17 protein-coding genes are annotated in these 16,836 nt (G+C 74.7%); 2 read left to right on the top strand and 15 right to left on the bottom strand.

Translation table 11 applies throughout. The annotated features are described in order from the left end of the window. Nucleotides 1-48 precede the first annotated feature (48 nt). Together ACIP5K_RS08915 and hisI are read right to left on the bottom strand one after the other, a co-directional pair. On the bottom strand, nucleotides 49-1,551 hold the full coding sequence (locus tag ACIP5K_RS08915; protein ID WP_401406942.1) for an anthranilate synthase component I: 1,503 nt from the start codon (nucleotides 1,549-1,551) through the stop codon (nucleotides 49-51). Nucleotides 1,552-1,562: 11 nt separating this feature from the next. After that, nucleotides 1,563-1,928, bottom strand: a complete 366-nt coding sequence (gene hisI, locus ACIP5K_RS08910) for a phosphoribosyl-AMP cyclohydrolase (protein WP_401406940.1) — start codon at nucleotides 1,926-1,928, stop codon at nucleotides 1,563-1,565. A gap of 83 nt (nucleotides 1,929-2,011) precedes the next feature. Here hisI and ACIP5K_RS08905 point away from each other — a divergent pair, with 83 nt between their 5' ends. Further along, entirely contained in the window at nucleotides 2,012-2,647 is a 636-nt protein-coding gene (locus ACIP5K_RS08905) for a TIGR03085 family metal-binding protein (RefSeq protein ID WP_401406938.1), read from the top strand. On the opposite strand, the gene ACIP5K_RS08900 is transcribed toward ACIP5K_RS08905, so the two are convergent. From ACIP5K_RS08900 to hisD, 13 genes are all read right to left on the bottom strand, one after another. Next, complete coding sequence (locus ACIP5K_RS08900) at nucleotides 2,619-3,920, bottom strand: MFS transporter (protein WP_401406936.1); 1,302 nt, start codon at nucleotides 3,918-3,920, stop codon at nucleotides 2,619-2,621. The genes ACIP5K_RS08905 and ACIP5K_RS08900 overlap by 29 nt on opposite strands. A gap of 5 nt (nucleotides 3,921-3,925) precedes the next feature. Then, entirely contained in the window at nucleotides 3,926-4,504 is a 579-nt protein-coding gene (locus ACIP5K_RS08895; RefSeq protein WP_401406934.1) for an ArsR/SmtB family transcription factor, read from the bottom strand. 94 nt (nucleotides 4,505-4,598) lie between these two features. Further along, complete coding sequence (locus tag ACIP5K_RS08890) at nucleotides 4,599-5,804, bottom strand: PucR family transcriptional regulator (protein ID WP_401406932.1); 1,206 nt, start codon at nucleotides 5,802-5,804, stop codon at nucleotides 4,599-4,601. Nucleotides 5,805-5,958: 154 nt separating this feature from the next. Further along, nucleotides 5,959-7,923, bottom strand: a complete 1,965-nt coding sequence (locus tag ACIP5K_RS08885) for a LuxR C-terminal-related transcriptional regulator (protein ID WP_401406930.1) — start codon at nucleotides 7,921-7,923, stop codon at nucleotides 5,959-5,961. Nucleotides 7,924-8,026: 103 nt separating this feature from the next. Then, complete coding sequence (locus ACIP5K_RS08880) at nucleotides 8,027-8,911, bottom strand: alpha/beta hydrolase family protein (RefSeq protein WP_401406928.1); 885 nt, start codon at nucleotides 8,909-8,911, stop codon at nucleotides 8,027-8,029. Between the two features lie 178 nt (nucleotides 8,912-9,089). After that, nucleotides 9,090-9,845 (bottom strand): imidazole glycerol phosphate synthase subunit HisF, encoded by a 756-nt coding sequence (gene hisF, locus ACIP5K_RS08875; protein WP_401406926.1) that lies wholly within the window; start codon nucleotides 9,843-9,845, stop codon nucleotides 9,090-9,092. Beyond that, the gene (locus ACIP5K_RS08870) at nucleotides 9,842-10,249 is read right to left on the bottom strand and encodes a RidA family protein (protein ID WP_401406924.1); all 408 of its coding nucleotides are present in this window, start codon (nucleotides 10,247-10,249) and stop codon (nucleotides 9,842-9,844) included. Before ACIP5K_RS08870 ends, hisF begins: the two co-directional genes overlap by 4 nt. Then, complete coding sequence (gene priA / locus ACIP5K_RS08865; RefSeq protein WP_401406922.1) at nucleotides 10,246-10,986, bottom strand: bifunctional 1-(5-phosphoribosyl)-5-((5-phosphoribosylamino)methylideneamino)imidazole-4-carboxamide isomerase/phosphoribosylanthranilate isomerase PriA; 741 nt, start codon at nucleotides 10,984-10,986, stop codon at nucleotides 10,246-10,248. Before priA ends, ACIP5K_RS08870 begins: the two co-directional genes overlap by 4 nt. A gap of 3 nt (nucleotides 10,987-10,989) precedes the next feature. Then, nucleotides 10,990-11,628, bottom strand: coding sequence for an imidazole glycerol phosphate synthase subunit HisH (gene hisH, locus ACIP5K_RS08860; RefSeq protein ID WP_401406920.1), 639 nt, complete (start codon nucleotides 11,626-11,628; stop codon nucleotides 10,990-10,992). Between the two features lie 5 nt (nucleotides 11,629-11,633). Further along, a complete protein-coding gene (locus ACIP5K_RS08855) occupies nucleotides 11,634-11,798 on the bottom strand; it encodes a hypothetical protein (protein ID WP_401406918.1) in 165 nt (54 codons plus the stop codon). A 2-nt stretch (nucleotides 11,799-11,800) separates the two neighbouring features. After that, nucleotides 11,801-12,394: an imidazoleglycerol-phosphate dehydratase HisB gene (gene hisB, locus ACIP5K_RS08850; RefSeq protein ID WP_111661758.1), complete on the bottom strand. Its 594-nt coding sequence runs from the start codon at nucleotides 12,392-12,394 to the stop codon at nucleotides 11,801-11,803. Then, complete coding sequence (locus ACIP5K_RS08845) at nucleotides 12,391-13,509, bottom strand: histidinol-phosphate transaminase (protein ID WP_401406915.1); 1,119 nt, start codon at nucleotides 13,507-13,509, stop codon at nucleotides 12,391-12,393. The genes hisB and ACIP5K_RS08845 overlap by 4 nt, the downstream gene beginning before the upstream one ends. Further along, nucleotides 13,506-14,831 carry a histidinol dehydrogenase gene (gene hisD / locus ACIP5K_RS08840; RefSeq protein ID WP_401406913.1) on the bottom strand — a complete coding sequence of 442 codons (1,326 nt, stop codon included), beginning with the start codon at nucleotides 14,829-14,831 and terminating at the stop codon, nucleotides 13,506-13,508. Before hisD ends, ACIP5K_RS08845 begins: the two co-directional genes overlap by 4 nt. 312 nt (nucleotides 14,832-15,143) lie before the next feature. On the opposite strand from hisD, the gene ACIP5K_RS08835 reads away from it, so the two are divergent. Next, nucleotides 15,144-16,655, top strand: a complete 1,512-nt coding sequence (locus tag ACIP5K_RS08835) for an oxidoreductase (protein WP_401407558.1) — start codon at nucleotides 15,144-15,146, stop codon at nucleotides 16,653-16,655. Nucleotides 16,656-16,836: the final 181 nt, after the last annotated feature.

Here is a 16,836-nt window from a genome sequence, read left to right as displayed (position 1 = left end):
CCCTCTGTACAGGAGGAGGGGGGTTCCCGGCGGGAGGCGTGCGTCACGTCACACTGTGTGCGCACCGAGGCGGTTGGCCGTGTGGACCGCGCGCAGGACGGCGGCGGCCTTGTTGCGGCACTCGGTGTCCTCGGCGACGGGGTCGGAGTCGGCGACGACGCCGGCGCCCGCCTGCACGTAGGCGGTGCCGTCGCGCAGCAGCGCGGTGCGGATGGCGATGGCGGTGTCGGAGTCCCCGGCGAAGTCCAGGTAGCCGACGCAGCCGCCGTACAGGCCGCGCCGGGAGGGCTCCAGCTCGTCGATGATCTGCATCGCGCGGGGCTTGGGGGCGCCGGAGAGGGTGCCGGCCGGGAAGCAGGCGGTGAGCACGTCGAAGGCGGTCCGGCCCGGGGCGACGGTGCCGGTCACCGTGGACACGATGTGCATGACGTGCGAGTACCGCTCGATGGACATGAAGTCGACGACCTCGACGGAGCCGGGTTCGCAGACCCGGCCCAGGTCGTTGCGGCCGAGGTCGACGAGCATCAGGTGCTCGGCGCGCTCCTTGGGGTCGGCGATGAGCTCGTCGGCGTAGGCCTGGTCGGCCTGCGGGGTCGCGCCGCGCGGGCGGGTGCCGGCGATGGGGTGGACCATGGCGCGGCCGTCCTCGACCTTGACCAGGGCCTCGGGCGAGGAGCCGACGACGTCGAACGCCTCGCCGTCCCCGCAGGGGAACCGGAACAGGTACATGTACGGGGACGGGTTGGTCGCCCGCAGCACCCGGTACACGTCCAGCGCGCTGGCGCGGCACGGCGTCTCGAAGCGCTGGGAGGGGACGACCTGGAAGGCCTCGCCCGCGCGGATGCGCTCCTTGATGTCCTCGACGGCTTCCTGGTACTGCGTGCCGCCCCACAGGGCGGTGAACTCCGGCAGCTCGGACGGCGGCAGGGCGGCCGGGGCGGTGTCGGCGGGCTTGCCGAGGTCGGCCTCCATGGCGTCGAGGCGGGCGACGGCGTCGGCGTACGCCTCGTCGACGCCGGTGTCGAGGTCGTTGTGGTTGATCGCGTTGGCGATGAGCAGGACGGAGCCGTCCCAGTGGTCGAGGACGGCGAGGTCGCTGGTGAGCAGCATGGTCAGCTCGGGCAGCCGCAGGTCGTCGCGCTCGCCGCCGCCGAGCTTCTCCAGGCGCCGCACGATGTCGTAGCCGAGGTAGCCGACCATGCCGCCGGTGAACGGGGGCAGGCCGTCGTAGCGCGGGGTGTGCAGGGTCTCGACGGTGGCGCGCAGGGCGGCGAGCGGGTCGCCGTCGACGGGGACGCCGACGGGCGGGGTGCCCAGCCAGTGGGCCTGTCCGTCGCGCTCGGTGAGGGTGCCGGCGGAGCGGACGCCGACGAACGAGTACCGGGACCACGACCGGCCGTTCTCCGCGGACTCCAGGAGGAAGGTGCCGGGGCGTTCGGCGGCGAGCTTGCGGTACAGGCCGACCGGGGTGTCGCCGTCCGCGAGGAGCTTGCGGCTGACGGGGATCACTCGGCGGTCGGCCGCCAGGCTGCGGAAGGTCTCGAGATCCATGGCCGCCGACCTTACTGGGTGACGGGGAGGACGTCGGTGTCGAAGCAGGTACGGGTCCCGGTGTGGCAGGCGGCGCCGGTCTGGTCGACCTTGACGAGCACGGTGTCGGCGTCGCAGTCGAGGGCGACGGACTTCACGCGCTGGACGTGGCCGGAGGTGTCGCCCTTGACCCAGTACTCCTGGCGGCTGCGCGACCAGTACGTGCAGCGGCCGGTGGTGAGGGTGCGGTGCAGCGCCTCGTCGTCCATCCAGCCGAGCATCAGCACCTCGCCGGTGTCGTACTGCTGGGCGATGGCGGGGACCAGGCCGTCGGCGCTGCGCTTGAGGCGGGCGGCGATGGCCGGGTCGAGGGGGCTCGGCTGTGGCTGGCGGGTCATACGTGCCATTGTGCCGCGCCACTTGTGCGGCTTCTGTCGGCGTCCACTGTCCGGACGGGGTGGGCGGTCGTAGGCTGGCGGCCATGTCGACCCATGCCAAGCGTGAACGGCTTCTACTCGCGGACCTGCTGGAGGCGGCAGGCCCTGAGGCGCCCACCCTGTGCGAGGGCTGGACCGCCCGTGATCTCGCGGCGCACGTCGTGGTGCGCGAGCGGCGCCCCGACGCGGCGGGCGGGATCCTCGTCAAACAACTCGCGGCGCGCCTGGACCGGGTCCAGGCGGAGTTCGCCGGGAAGCCCTACGAAGAGCTGATCCAGCTGATCAGGACCGGTCCGCCGCGTTTCTCGCCGTTCTCCCTGAAGCAGGTGGACGAGGCGTCGAACGCGGTGGAGTTCTATGTGCACTCCGAGGACGTGCGCCGGGCGCAGCCCGACTGGTCGCCGCGGGACCTGGACCCGGTCTTCGCGGAGGCGCTGTGGTCCCGGCTGGAGCGGATGGCCCGGATGATGGGCCGCAAGGCGCCGGTCGGGCTCGTGCTGCGCCGGCCCGACGGGCAGACGGCGGTGGCCCACAAGGGCACTCCGGTGGTCACGGTCACCGGTGAGCCGGCCGAGCTGCTGATGTTCGCGTTCGGCCGGCAGGAGGCGGCGGACGTGCAGCTGGAGGGGGACAAGGCGGCGGTGGAGCGGCTCACCGAGACGAAGGCGCTGGGGCTGTAGCGGGCCGGGGCCCGGCTCCGGGCTCCCGGGCGGCCGGGGCCCGGCGGGTCCACAGGAGGGCGCCCGCCGTCAGGCCGAGCAGTCCGGGCAGCCAGGCCGCCGCCCCGGCGGGCAGGGCGCTGGCGACCACGCCCGCGCAGGCTCCGGCGAGTTGCAGGGCGAGCGACTGCACCGAAAGGGCCGTGGCGCGTCCCGCGCTGTCGGTGCGGCGGTGCAGGAACTCGTTGGCGCTGGGGCTCGCCGCGCCGATGCCCACGTAGACCAGCAGGTAGCCGAGCGCGGCGGGCGCCAGGAGGTCGGTGGCGGCGGTGACGCAGAGCAGCGCGACGCCGAGGACGGCGGTGAACTCCCCGGCGAGGACGGCCCGTTCGCCGCTGCCGGTGAGGCGGGCGGCCGTCGGGGCGAGGCGGTTGCCGAGCGCGGTGCCGCAGAATCCGGCGCAGGCGAGCACCGCGTAGAGCACGGCGCCGCCGCCGGCGCTGCCGGTGAGGGCGGCGGCGCGGCCGGGGGTGAGCAGTTCGACGACGCCGAGCGCGCTGCCGACGGCGGCGGTGGTCAGCACGACGCGGCGCACCAGGGCGTCCCGCGCCGCGTGCCGGACGCCGGAGGCGACGGCGCCGGGTATGCCGGCGAGGACGCCGCGCAGGGTGGCGGGCGGGCGCGGCGGCTCGGGCAGGGCGAGCAGGACGTAGCCGACGTAGAAGGCGCTGATGAGGGCGCCGATCAGCAGGGGCACGGCGAGCGCGGGCAGGCCGGTGGCCGCTTCGAGGCGGCCGTCGCGGTCGAGCAGCCAGGGGCCGAGGCCGCCGGCCAGGGTGCCGAGGGCGAGGGCGGCGGCCGCGGCGGCGCCGCCGCGGGCGAGGCCGGGGCGCAGTGCGGCGTCGGGGCCCTCGGCGGCGTGCACGGTGTCGACGTACCAGGCTTCGGCGGGTCCGCTGTTGAGGGCGCGGGCGGCGCCCTTGAGCACCATGGCCAGGGCGAGCGGCCAGACGGTGGTGCCGAGCGCGGTCAGGGCGAGGGCGGCGGCGGTGAGCACGCCGGACGCGGCGAGGACGGCGCGGCGGCCGAGGACGTCGGAGAGTCCCCCGGTGGGCAGTTCGAGGGCGGCGGCCGTCAGGGAGTGCACGGCGAAGAGGGCCGCGAGGGCGGACAGGGACACACCGCGCTCGGTCAGCAGCAGCACCTGGACGGGGACGCAGAGGCCGATGGGCAGCCAGAACACGAACGACACCGCGCTGTAGCGGCGCCGGGCGGTGAGCGGGTCGAGGACCATCGCGGTCAGCCCCTCGTCGGGAAGGCGTACAGGTGGACGGAGACGGTCTCGCGGCCCTCGGGGTCCGCGGTCCGGCCGTGCTTCTCGTAGCGGGCGACGACGGCGTGCAGCTCGGCGGTGAGCTCCCTGAGTTCGCCGGGGGTCAGCCGGGCCAGGAAGTCGGAGCTGTCGTGCGCGTCCTGCCACTCGGCGCTCCAGCCCGCGCGCTGGTCGAGGAAGCGCAGGTAGTGGTCGCGGCGCTGGTCGTACAGGACGCGGGACACGGCGGTGTGGGCGGCGGCGCCCTCGGGGGTGTCCCGGAAGTCCTTGCTGTCGATGCGCAGCGCCTCCTGCGCCGCCTGCCACCAGCGCTCCCGCGCGTCGCCGCCCGCGCCGCGCTCGGCCTCCTCGATGAGCCCGTGCTCGGCGAGCTTGCGCAGGTGGTAGCTGACCAGGGAGACGGCCGTGCCGTCGTCGAGGCCGTCGGCGAGCTGCGAGGCGGTGGCGGTCCCGCGCATCCGCAGGGCGCCGTAGAGCCGCATGCGCAGCGGGTGTCCGAAGGCCTTGAGGGTGGCGAGGTCCGCGATGCGGCGTGACTCGGTCATACGGCGACCCTAGATACGAAAGAAAAATTGCACAACAGAAATTGCACAACAGAAATTGCGCAACGGGAATTGCGCAGTAGGTCTTCCGTGTCGTTCAGTCCCGGCGCAGCCGGTACGCGCTCAGGGCCAGTCCGAGCTCCACGAGGTCGGCCGGGCGGGCCAGGCCGCGCCCGGTCAGCTGCTCGCAGCGGCGCAGCCGGTTGAGCACCGTGTTGCGGTGGCAGTACAGGCGGTTCGCGGCCCGCTGCGCGGACCCGTCGCAGTCCAGCCAGACGGTCAGGGTGTCGAGCAGCAGGTCGCGGTCGGCGGGCGGCAGGGCGAGCAGCGGGCCGAGCACCCGGTCCGCGAGGAGGCGGCCGAGGCCGGGGGCGGCGGCGACGAGGGCGGCGGGCAGTTCGTCGTCGAGGAGCACGGTGCCGCCGGTGCGGGGGCAGATGCGCAGGGCGGTCTCGGCCAGGCGCCGGGCGGCGCCCACCGCGGCGAGCCCGTCGACGGCGGGGCTGACCCCGATCCGCAGCCCCGGCGTGCGGTCGGTCAGCGCCCGGCAGGCGGCGGCGAGGGGGGCGCTGGTCGGCTCCGCGAGGGGGACGATGCCGCGCCGCCCGTCGGGGCCCGGGTGCCACACGGCCCGCGGCTCACCGGGCACGGGCGGCGCGCCCGGCCCGCCCGCGACGAGCACGACCGCGTACCGCCCCCGCTCGGCCAGGCCCAACTCGGCGGCGGCCAGCGGCAGATCGGCGATCCGGGTGGCGCCGTCGAGGAGCGCGGCGGCCACCAGGCGGCGCCGGTTGTCGCGGCGCCAGGCCAGCTCGCGCTCGGCCTGCCGGTAGGCGTCGGCCACACAGGTGCAGTGGTCGTCGACGAAGTTCCGTACGTCGGCGGCGAGATGGACCAGCAGGTGGGCGTCCTCGGGCCGCTGCGCGGAGACCTCGTCGACGAGGGCCTGCCAGATCAGGGCGCCGCCGAGCCGGAAGGCGTGCAGCACGGCGTCCAACGGCAGGCCGTCCGCGGCCCGTTCGGCGCCGATCCGGGCGGAGCAGGCCCGGGCGGCGGCGCGCGAGCGGACGGGGTCGAGGAGCGAGCCGACGCTGTGCCGCAGCGAGCGCTGCACCTCCCGGCGCACCTGGCCGGGATCGGTCTCGAGCGCGACGCGGTAGGCCGGCTCCCGCTCCCCCATCTCCGCCACCAGCCGGTCGGTGAGCGCGGGGAGCCGGTCCAGCAGCGGGAGCGCCGCGCGACGCAGCACTCCCACCGCGGCGGGCGTGGTGACGGGCTTGGGGCGTACGAGGTGCGCGGGCATCGGTCCTCCACGGTTCGGCTCGCGCCGGGGCGCGGCCGCTCCGCCCCGGGCCCGCAGAATGGCATACCGTCCAGTCGGTCTCCAGCCCCCGGGAGGAAACGATGCGGTACGGGGATGTGGCGCCCGGGGCGGGACGCCCGGCGGCGGGGGCCGGTCAGGAGGCGGCGGCGGGCCGTTCCGCGCGGTGCACGAGCCGGGCCAGCTCGACGCGGGAGCGCACGCCGAGCCGGGCGAAGACGTTGCGCAGGTGGTGGTCGACGGTGCGCGGGCTCACCGAGAGCCGGCGGGCGACCTCCCGGTTGGTGTCGCCCTCGGCGACGCAGTGCGCGATGCGCAGTTGCTGCGGGGTCAGCCCGGCCAGCGCGGAGCGGGGCCGGTCGTACCCGGGCGCCTCGCCGGTGGCCCGCAGTTCGGCCGCCGTCTGTGCGGCCCAGACCGCCGCGCCGCACCGCTCGAAGGCGACCAGGGCGTCGCGCAGCAGCACCCGGGCGCGGGCCGGGCGCCGGGTGCGGCGCAGCCACTTGCCGTACAGGGCGGCGGTGCGGGCCCGTTCGAAGTCGCCGCCGCCCATCCGGTCGTGGCGGGCCAGCGCCTCGGCGAACGCGTCGTCGCAGGGGTCGAGGAGCGCCCGGCAGCGGGCGAGCTGGGCCGGGGCCTGCGGGTCGTGGCCGCGCTCGGTCCACCCGGCGAACTCCGCGACGGCCGCCCGCGCCCCGGCGGGCCCGCCGGCCGCGGTCGCCGCCTCCACGAAGCAGGGCACGGCGAGCATCCGCACCGCGAAGTGGCCGCTCCGGGGCCCCGGCCCGGTCAGCGGGCCGAGCCGGGCCGCCGCCTGCGCGGCCCGGCCGCGGGCCAGATCGGCGCGGGACAGGGCCCATTGGGCGAGCGTCGCCGTCTGCACGAGGCCGTGCCGGTCGGCGATGTGCTGGGCGGCCGCGGCGTGCTGGGCGACGGTGGCGGCGGCGCAGTCCAGGGAGGCGACCAGGGCGAGGACGGCGTGCTGGCCCGCCACGAGGTTGCGCTGGCCGCCGGCGCGGGCGGTGCGCAGCCCCTCCTCGGCGTGGGCGCGGGCGCGGGCGTGCCGCCCCGAGCGCAGTTCGCCGTACGCGAGGAGTTCCAGGGCCCGGGGCACCTCGGGCACCGCGTCCCGGGCGCGGGCCGCGGCGAGGGCCCTGCCGCCGATCCGGCAGGCGGCCTCGACCTGTCCGGCGACGAGGGCGGCGGCGCCGGCCCGCAGCAGCGCCTCCGGCTCGCCCTCCTCGGCGCGCGCCGCCTGGTCGACGACGCGGGCCAGGGCGGCCCGGCCGGCCAGGAACCGCTCGCCGAGCGAGGCGGACATGCCGAGCCGGTAGTCGAGGACGGCGCCGGCCGCCTGCGGGACGCCCTGGACGCCGACGATCTCCCGGTAGCCGTCGGCGTCGCCGAGCGCCCAGGCCGCCTCCGCCGCCGCGAGCCGGGCGGCGACGGCCGGTCCCGGGGCGCTCTGCCCCGCGGCCAGCAGCAGCGACGCGCGAGCGTCGGCCACGGGTCCGTCGCGCAGCGCGAGCAGCCCGTGGACCAGCGCGGCCCGGCCGCGCACCGGGCCGGGGACGGCCGATCCGGCGGCCCGGTCGAGCAGCGCGCGGGCCCGCGCGGGGCGGCCCGCGCGCCGGTAGCGGTCGGCCGCCGCGACCAGCCGGGCGGCCCGCTCCGCCGGGTCCCGGGCGAGCCCGGCGGCGAGGGCGAGTGCCGTGGCCCGCTCCCCCGCGGGCGGGCCCGGCTCGTCCGCCGCGGCGGCGAGCGCGGCGCCGAGCCCGTCGTCCGGGTACGGCGCCGCGAGCGCCCGGTGCAGCAGGGCCGCGAGCCGGTGCCGCTCCCCCGCGGCGGCCTCGGCCAGCAGCCGGTGCGCCGCCCTGCGCCGGGCGGGCGGCTGCGCCGTGTACCGGGCGCGCGGGTCGGGCAGCCGCAGTCGTCCGTCGGTGTCGCGGGTCAGGCCCGCGCGCCCGGCGGCGTCCAGGGACGGCGCGCCGAGCCCGGCCGCCGCCGCGGCCCGCAGCACGAGGCCCGCGTCGGCGCCGGGCCCCTCGGGGTCGGCCTCGCAGGCGGCGGCGGTCAGCAGCAGCACGGTCATGCCGGTCATCCGGACCACGCTAGGCGGTGACCGTGCCGCGGGTGGTGCCGGCTGGACCTGGGCCCAGCCGGCACGGAGGGACACTGTGTCCCCGCACAACCCGCGCGGAACGTCAGGACGTGTGCGGGCAGGTGCCCCGGTATTCCGCGATCGCGAGGCTCGCGCTCGGCAGCGGGCACAGGAACTGCTCGTACCGGGTGTCGTTGTCGATGAAGCGCTTCAGCCACGAGATGGAGTATTTGGCGATCGTGGTGTTGGAGGAGTTCGGGGTGAAGTGGGTGGCGCCCCGCAGCTCCAGGTACGCCTTGTCGAGCGAGCCGGGCAGGCTGGTGTAGAACGGCTCGGAGTGCGTGGCCACCGGCGCGATGGTGTCGCCGTCGGCGCCCACCACGAGGGTGGGGGTCTTGACCTCGGGCCAGGTCTTGTCGAGGTTCCAGCCGGTCAGCGGGATCGCGGCCTGGAGCGAGGGCCTGCTCTTGGCGGCCTCCAGGGTGCCGCCGCCGCCCATGGAGTGGCCCATGACGCCGAGCCGGGTGGTGTCGATGCGGCCGCGGACCGCGCTGGACCCGGTCAGGTAGTCGAGCGCGGCGAGGAGCTGGCGGCCGCGGCTGTCGGGCTGGTCGAGCGTGGTGTTGGTGTCGATGGTGAACACGACGAAGCCCTGCGAGGCCAGGCGCGGGCCGAGCCAGGCGATCGACGACTGGTAGGCGGTGTAGCCGGGCGAGATGGCGACGGCCCCGAAGGTGCCGTCGGCCGTCGACGTCGGGTAGTAGATGGTGCCGCCGCCGAAGCCGCTGACGCTCAGGGCGGAGACGGAGGTCTGGGAGACCGCGTACGAGCCGCGGGCGGCCTCGATGCTGGACACGGTGGGGGCGGGCCCGCGCTCGTACGGGTTCGCGGCGGCCTGCGCGGTCACCGCCTGGGTGGTGGCGAGGCCGCCGAGCGCGAGCAGTGCGGCCAGGCCCGTGCGGATGACGCGGTTTCGGAGCTTGTGCACGACGTGTTCCTCTCGGGGAGGCGGCGCCGTCGTCCCGAGGCGCCGCCACTGTCATGGACAGCACCCAAGGTCCCCGGAACGCCCGCTTCCCCGCATCGGCGAAATCGCCGGTTCCGGCTCCCGGGTGAGCGGGTTGCGCCGGATGCGCCGTGCCGTGGCCGAAAGCGGCCGGAGCGGGTCAGCGGACGGGGTGGCCGGCCTCCCGCAGACCGGACTTGACCTCGCCGATGCGCAGGTCCCCGAAGTGGAAGACGGACGCCGCGAGGACGGCGTCGGCGCCCGCCCCGACGGCCGGCGCGAAGTGCTCGACGCGTCCGGCGCCGCCGGACGCGATCACCGGCACGCTCACGTGGGCCCGGACGGCCGCGATCATCTCCAGGTCGTAGCCGTCCTTGGTGCCGTCGGCGTCCATCGAGTTGAGCAGGATCTCCCCGGCCCCCAGCTCGGCGGCCCGGTGCGCCCACTCGACGGCGTCGATCCCGGCGGACCGGCGCCCGCCGTGCGTCGTCACCTCGAAGGACCCGGACGCGGTGCGCCGCGCGTCCACGGAGAGGACCAGGACCTGCCGCCCGAACCGCTCGGCGATCTCGCGGATCAGCTCCGGCCGGGCGATGGCGGCCGTGTTGACGCCCACCTTGTCGGCTCCGGCGCGCAGCAGCTTGTCGACGTCCTCGGCGGTGCGCACGCCGCCGCCCACGGTGAGCGGGATGAACACCTGCTCGGCGGTGCGGCGCACCACGTCGTAGGTGGTCCCGCGGTTGCCGGAGGAGGCGGTGATGTCCAGGAACGTCAGCTCGTCGGCGCCCTCGGCGTCGTAGACCTTCGCCATCTCGACGGGGTCGCCCGCGTCGCGCAGGTTCTGGAAGTTGACGCCCTTGACGACCCGGCCGTCGTCCACGTCGAGGCAGGGGATGACACGTACCGCGAGGCTCACCGCGCGGCTCCCGGCTGCGGGCGGAACGCCTCGACCTCGACCTCCACGACCAGCGACGGGTCGACGAAGCCGGCGATGATCAGCATCGACGCGACGGGGCGGACGGTGTCGAACAGCTCCTTGTGGGCCCGGCCGACCTCGTCCACGTCCCGCGCGTGCGTCAGGTACATGCGGGTGCGCACGATGTCGTCGCGGCCGAGTCCCAGCTCGGCCAGCGCCTCGATCGCCACGTTGAAGGCGTTCTTCGTCTGCTCGTACGGGCCGCCCTCGGCGATGACGCCGTTGACGACGGAGGTGCAGCCGGCGACCAGGACGAGCCCGTTGGGCAGTTCGACGGTACGGGCGTACCCGAACGCCTCCTCCCAGGGGGCCCCGGACTGGGTGCGGCGGATGACGTCGCTCATGCGGAGACCGCCTCCAGTGCTTCTTCCAGCGTGAACGCCTCGGCGTACAGCGCCTTGCCGACGATGGATCCCTCGACGCCGAGCGGCACCAGCTCGGCGATGGCGCGCAGGTCGTCCAGGGACGACACCCCGCCGGACGCGACGACGGGGCGGTCCGTGACCGCGCACACGTTCTTCAGCAGCTCCAGGTTCGGGCCCTGGAGCGTGCCGTCCTTGGCGATGTCGGTGACGACGTAGCGCGCGCAGCCCTCGGAGTCGAGGCGTGCCAGCGTCTCGTAGAGGTCGCCGCCGTCCCGGGTCCAGCCGCGGCCGCGCAGCGTGGTGCCGCGCACGTCGAGACCGACCGCGATCCGGTCGCCGTGCTCGGCGATGACCTTGGCGACCCACTCGGGGGTCTCCAGGGCGGCGGTGCCGAGGTTGACGCGGGTGCAGCCGGTGGCGAGGGCGGCGGCCAGCGTGTCGTCGTCGCGGATGCCGCCGGACAGCTCCACCTTGATGTCCATGGCCGCGGTGACCTCGCGGATCAGGGCGCGGTTGTCGCCCGTGCCGAACGCGGCGTCGAGGTCGACCAGGTGCAGCCACTCGGCGCCGGAGGACTGCCAGGCGAGGGCGGCCTCCAGCGGGGAGCCGTAGGAGGTCTCGGAGCCGGATTCACCATGGACGAGGCGGACCGCCTGGCCGTCACGGACGTCGACCGCGGGGAGGAGTTCGAGCACGGGGTGCAGGGAAGAGGCCATGGCTTAGAGGTTTCCGATCCAGTTCTTCAGCAGCTGGGCTCCGGCGTCGCCGGACTTCTCGGGGTGGAACTGCGTCGCCCACAGCGCGCCGTTCTCGACGGCGGCCACGAAGGGCCCGCCGTGGGCCGACCAGGTCACCCTGGGGGCACGGATATGGGGGTTGCGCACCTCCAGCTCCCACTGCTGGACGGCGTAGGAGTGCACGAAGTAGAAGCGCTCGTCGTCGCCGACGCCCGCGAACAGCTCGCTGTCCCCGGGGGCGTCGACGGTGTTCCAGCCCATGTGCGGGACGACGTCGGCCTTGAGCGGTTCGACGACGCCGGGCCACTCGTCGAGGCCCTCGGTCTCGACGCCGTGCTCGATGCCGCGGGCGAACAGGATCTGCATGCCGACGCAGATGCCCATGACGGGCCGCCCGCCGGACAGCCGGCGCCCGACGATCCAGTCGCCGCGCGCCTCCTTCAGGCCGGCCATGCAGGCGGCGAAGGCGCCCACGCCGGGGACGAGCAGCCCCTCGGCGTTCATCGCGGTGTCGAAGTCGCGGGTGATCTCGACGTCGGCGCCCGCGCGGGCCAGGGCGCGCTCGGCGGAGCGCACGTTCCCGAAGCCGTAGTCGAAGACGACCACTTTCTTGTCTGTCATGGCCGTCAGTTCCAGTAGTCGAGCCGCAGCACGCCCGCGACCAGGCACAGGGCGGCGCTGAGGGACAGCAGCGTGATGAGGCTCTTGCCCATGCCCTGCTTGGCGAACGAGATGACGCCGCCGATCAGGAAGAGGCCGACGAGGATGAGGACGGTCGCGAGGCCGTTCATGGCTAGAGGGCACCCTTCGTGGACGGAAGGATGCCGGCCGCGCGGGGGTCACGCTCGGAGGCGTAGCGCAGCGCCCGGGCGAGGGCCTTGAACTGGCACTCCACGATGTGGTGCGCGTTGCGCCCGTACGGCACGTGGACGTGCAGGGCGATCTGCGCCTGCGCGACGAACGACTCCAGGATGTGCCGGGTCATCGTCGTGTCGTACTCGCCGATCATCGGCGCCATCTTCTCGGGCTCGGTGTGCACGAGGTAGGGGCGGCCGGAGAGGTCGACGGTGACCTGGGCGAGCGACTCGTCCAGCGGGACGGTGCAGTTGCCGAAGCGGTAGATGCCGACCTTGTCGCCGAGGGCCTGCTTGAAGGCGGCGCCGAGGGCGAGGGCGGTGTCCTCGATGGTGTGGTGCGAGTCGATGTGCAGGTCGCCCTCGGTCTTGACCGTGAGGTCGAAGAGGCCGTGGCGGCCGAGCTGGTCGAGCATGTGGTCGTAGAAGCCGACCCCGGTCGACACGTCGACCTTGCCGCTGCCGTCGAGGTCGATCTCGACGAGGACGGACGTCTCCTTGGTGCTGCGCTCTACGCGCCCTACGCGGCTCATGCGCGACGCTCCTGCCTGTTCATTGGGGCCTTCTTGACTTCACGGGCCGCGTCCAGGAACGCGTCGTTCTCTTCGGGGGTGCCGACCGACATGCGCAGCCGTCCCGGTACTCCGTTGTCACGGATCAGGACGCCGCGGTCGAGGATGGCTCGCCAGACGGCGTGCGGGTCCTCGAAGACGCCGAACTGGACGAAGTTGGCGTCGGCGACGGTGACGTCGAAGCCGAGTCCCGTCAGCTCCGCGACCACGCGGTCGCGTTCGGCCTTCAGCTGCTCGACGTACTGGAGCAGGGTGTCGGTGTACTCCAGGGCGGCGAGGGCCGTCGCCTGGTTCACGGCCGACAGGTGGTAGGGCAGGCGGACCAGCTGGACCGCGTCGACCACGGCCGGGTCGGCGGCGAGGTAGCCCAGGCGCAGGCCCGCGGCGCCGAACGCCTTCGACATGGTGCGCGAGACGACGAGGTTCGGGCGGCCCTCGATCAGGTCGAGCAGCGAGGAGCCGTGGCTGAACTCGGTGTACGCCTCGTCGACGATCACCATGGCGTCCCGCCCGGCGGCCTCGTACAGCGCGAGGACGTCCTCGCGGGCCACGGCGTTGCCGGTGGGGTTGTTGGGGCTGGTGATGAAGATGACGCTGGGGCGGTGGACGCGGATCGCCTCGACGGCGCCGGGCACGTCGAGCGAGAAGTCGTCCTTGCGCGGGGCGCTGACCCAGCCGGTGTTGGTGCCGCGGGCCAGCAGCGGGTGCATCGAGTACGAGGGCTCGAAGCCGAGCGCGGTGCGGCCGGGGCCGCCGAACGCCTGGAGGAGCTGCTGGAGCACCTCGTTCGAGCCGTTGGCCGCCCACACCTGCTCGAAGGTGACCGGGTGGCCGGTGGTGCGCGTGAGGTACCGGGCGAGCTCGGTGCGCAGCTCGACCGCGTCCCGGTCCGGGTAGCGGTTGAGGCCGCGCGCCGCGTCCGCGACCCGCTCGGCGATCCGCGCGACGAGCGGCTCGGGCAGCGGGTACGGGTTCTCGTTCGTGTTCAGCCGGACGGCGACGTCGAGCTGGGGCGCGCCGTAGGGGGACTTGCCGCGCAGTTCGTCGCGGACGGGGAGGTCGTCGATGTGCGTCACTTGGCCGTCGGCACCTTCCACCCGAAGCGGGCCTTGACGGCGGCGCCGTGCGCGGGCAGGTCCTCGGCCTCGGCCAGCGTCACCACGGTGTGGGCGACGTCGGCGAGGGCGTCCTTCGTGTAGTCGACGATGTGGATGCCGCGCAGGAAGGACTGGACGGACAGGCCGGAGGAGTGGCAGGCGCAGCCGCCCGTCGGCAGCACGTGGTTCGAGCCCGCCGCGTAGTCGCCGAGGGAGACCGGCGCCCACGGGCCGACGAAGACCGCGCCCGCGTTCTTCACGCGCTGGGCGCGGGCGGCGGCGTCCGCCGTCTGGATCTCCAGGTGCTCGGCGCCGTACGCGTCGACGACCGCGAGGCCGTCGTCGAGCGAGTCGACGAGGACGATGGCGGACTGCTCGCCCTTGAGGGCGGGCAGGATGCGGTCCTCGACGTGCTTGGTCGCGGCGACCTGCGGCGCCAGCTCGCGCTCGACGGCGGCGGCCAGCTCCTCGCTGTCCGTGACGAGCACGGCGGCGGCCAGCGGGTCGTGCTCGGCCTGGCTGATCAGGTCGGAGGCGACGTGCGCCGGGTCGGCCGTGGCGTCGGCGAGGACGGCGATCTCGGTCGGTCCGGCCTCGGCGTCGATGCCGATGCGGCCGGTGAAGTAGCGCTTGGCGGCGGCGACCCAGATGTTGCCCGGGCCGGTCACCATGGTCGCGGGCGGGCAGGACTCGGTGCCGTAGGCGAACATCGCGACGGCCGTGGCACCGCCCGCCGCGTACACCTCGTCGACGCCGAGCAGCGCGCAGGCCGCCAGGATCGTCGGGTGCGGCAGGCCGCCGAACTCCTTCTGCGGCGGGGAGGCGAGCGCGATCGACGCGACCCCGGCCTCCTGCGCCGGCACCGCGTTCATGATCACGGACGACGGGTAGACGGACCGGCCGCCGGGCGCGTACAGGCCGACGCGCTCGACCGGCACCCACTTCTCGGTGACCGAGCCGCCGGGCACGACCTGCGTGGTGTGGCCGGTACGGCGCTGCTCGCGGTGGACGATGCGGGCCCGGCGGATGGACTCCTCCAGGGCCGCGCGGACGGCCGGGTCGAGCTCGGCGAGCGCCGTGGCCAGGGCCTCGGCCGGCACCCGCACCGACTCCAGCGTCACTCCGTCGAACTTCTCCCCGTACTCGATCAGCGCCGCGTCGCCGCGATGATGCACGTCCTCGCAGATCGGACGCACCTTCTCCAGGGCGGCCGAGACGTCGAAGTCGGCTCGGGGCAGCAGCGAGCGCAGGGCCTGGCCCTCGGGGAGGGCGGCGCCGCGCAGATCGATTCGAGAGATCACGGATCAATTCTCTCAGACGCGCCCACGCCGTCGGCGGCCCGTATCAGTGACTGATACACGTCCGGTTTCGGCCGATGTTCCGGCACCGGAGGATGACCTTCACCTCCGGCGTTCAAGCGGTCACCCAGCGGGCATGACCGGTCGTAGTCAACCCGCGGGTAGCAGATGCCCGCGGGGCGCGCGGAGCGCACGGGACGGCGCGCCGCGACGGAGCGTGAGGGCCCACGGGGAGGCGGGACGGTCGTGCTCGACGGGACGACGGCCGGCGGCCAGGGCGATGTGCCGGACGGGCTGACCGCGGCGGAGGTCGGCATGTGGCAGGCGTTCCGCAACGGCAGCGTCTACGACCTGCGCGCCGGGCGCGGGGACGTGGACGATCCGCACGGCGGGCACCCCTGGGGCCCCGGGCGCAGCGTGCGCGCGCGGATCGTGGCGTGGCTGCTGCTGGACGGGCCGCCCGCCCTGGACGGCCGGGTGTCGTCGCTGAAGCTCCAGGGCGTGCAGATCACGGACGCGCTCGATCTCGCGGGCGGCACGGTCGTGCCGTACGTGGAGCTGAAGGACTGCCGCTTCGAGAAGGAGGTGCGGCTCCCGGAGGCGCACTTCACGACGCTCCGGCTGGTGAACTGCTCGGTGCCGCGCCTGGAGGCGGCCCGGGTGCGCACCGAGGGCGATCTGCACCTGCCGCGCTCCCGGTTCCACACCGGCGTCCGGCTCACCGACGCCCACATCGGCACGGACCTGCTGCTGAACCAGGCGGTGGTCTTCCGCGACCGGACCGGCAAGTCCATCGCCGCCGACGGGATGTCGGTCGGGCAGGACCTCCAGGCGGAGCTGCTGGAGACGCACGGCGAGCTGTCCCTGCGCGGCGCGACCGTGGGCGTCTCGCTGTCGCTGCGCGGCAGCCGGCTGAGCAACACGCACGGGCGGCGCGCGCTGAACGCCCCGCAGCTGACGGTCGAGCGCACCCTGTACCTGACCCCGGCCGGGCTGGGCAATCCGCTCCAGTCCGGCGGCACCCCGGCGCGGGGGACGCGGGTGCAGCGGTTCGAGTGCGTGGGCGGGGTCCGGCTCGACGACGGGCGCTTCGGCGACGCCGTCGACCTGGAGGCGGCCCGCTTCACGCTCCAGCACGACCAGGAGGTGTCGCTGCGCCGGGTCCAGACGCCCGAGCTGCGCTTCACCGGGGAGCGGCCGGAGCGCGGTCTCGTCGTGCTGAGCGGCGCGAAGGTCGTCAATCTGGTCGACAAGTCGACGAGCTGGCCGGTGGCGGGGCAGTTCCGGGTCAGCGGGCTCACGTACGAGAACCTGATCCCGATCGGCGCCTTCCCGCTCCACCGCCGGCTGTGCTGGCTCTCCGACGCCACCCCCGAGTACCGGCCCGAGCCGTACGAGCAGCTGGCCGCCATCCTGCGCAACAGCGGGGAGGACGCCGACGCCCGCGAGGTGCTGCTGGCCAAGCAGCGGCGCCGCCGGGAGACGCTGCCGGTGGCCGCCAAGGTGTGGGGCTACATACAGGACTGGACGGTGGCCTACGGATACCGGCCGGGCCGGGCCGCCGTCTGGATGGCCGTGCTGTGGGCGGTCAGCGCGGTCGCCTTCAGCCACGCCGACCATCCGCCCCTGCACAAGGGGGAGGGCCCGCACTGGGATCCGGCCCTCTTCGCGCTCGACCTGCTGCTCCCGGTGATCGACCTCGGCCAGGCGGGCAGCTGGCAGCTCCGGGGCGGCTGGCAGTGGCTGGCGGCGATGCTGATCATGCTCGGCTGGGTCCTGGCCACGACGGTGGCGGCGGGCGCCACCCGCCTCCTCCGCAGAAACTGAACCCCGCCGCGACCGCACCACCGGCCCGGCGGCCCGTACGACACCCCGGTGGCCCCCGCGCCCGTACACCCGTTCAGAGCACCCTCGCGCCGCCCCGAACCGTTACCGGTCCACAAGCAACCAACACCCCCCGGAGCCCGTCATCCCAGGGCGACCACCACCCGCCCCGCGAAGGAGGACC

The organism is Streptomyces sp. NPDC088785 (assembly GCF_044750685.1).
GTDB lineage: Bacteria > Actinomycetota > Actinomycetes > Streptomycetales > Streptomycetaceae > Streptomyces.
Note: the sequence above shows the minus strand (reverse complement) of the source record. Positions and strands in the feature narration are given on the sequence as shown.